At 69.2% G+C, this 509-nt stretch carries 1 protein-coding gene; it reads right to left on the bottom strand.

All coding sequences use genetic code 11. The features are described from left to right. Positions 1–3: 3 nt before the first annotated feature. Positions 4–509 (bottom strand): hypothetical protein (locus ACP4IX_RS36650; RefSeq protein WP_426527309.1); only part of this gene is annotated, 506 nt, incomplete at its 5' end.

The raw sequence follows: 509 nt of genomic DNA, 5'->3' as shown, positions 1-509 counted from the left end.
GGGTCAGCCGGTGACGCGGAGTTCCAGCAGGACGGCGGCAGCGCCGCCGACCCCTTCGCCGACGCCCTGGAAGTCGTTCTTGGCCAGGTCGATCTCCTGGGACTTGCCCGCCGCGCTCAACTCGGCGTGCACCGCCGTCTCCGCGGTCTGCAGGGCGTAGACCTCGGGCACCTCGACGGTGAGGAAGCCCGAGGTGGAGGTGGTCTGGAAGCAGTACATGCCCTCGGTGCTCTTGCGCGTCCAGACCTGTATCTGCTCCGGCGAACCGTCGCACTCCGCGAAGAAGACGTGCCCGTCCCCCCGGTGGACGGTGATGCCCTTCTCCTGGAGGATCCGGTCGGCACCCGGATGCTGGAAGTCCTCGACCGCGTACGGCATCGATTCCGCGGCATCGGCCGCGGCCGGTGACGCCTCGGACCCCGTGACGGCGTAAGCGATCGACGACGCGCCCGCGACGGTGCAGACGGCGAGCAGCCCGGCAACAAGCGGCTTACGAAGGCGGGTTTTCA

Source organism: Streptomyces sp. WG5, from assembly GCF_049974565.1.
Lineage (GTDB): Bacteria > Actinomycetota > Actinomycetes > Streptomycetales > Streptomycetaceae > Streptomyces.
The sequence above is the reverse complement of the archived record's forward strand: the minus strand, read 5'-3'. Positions and strand labels throughout refer to the sequence as shown.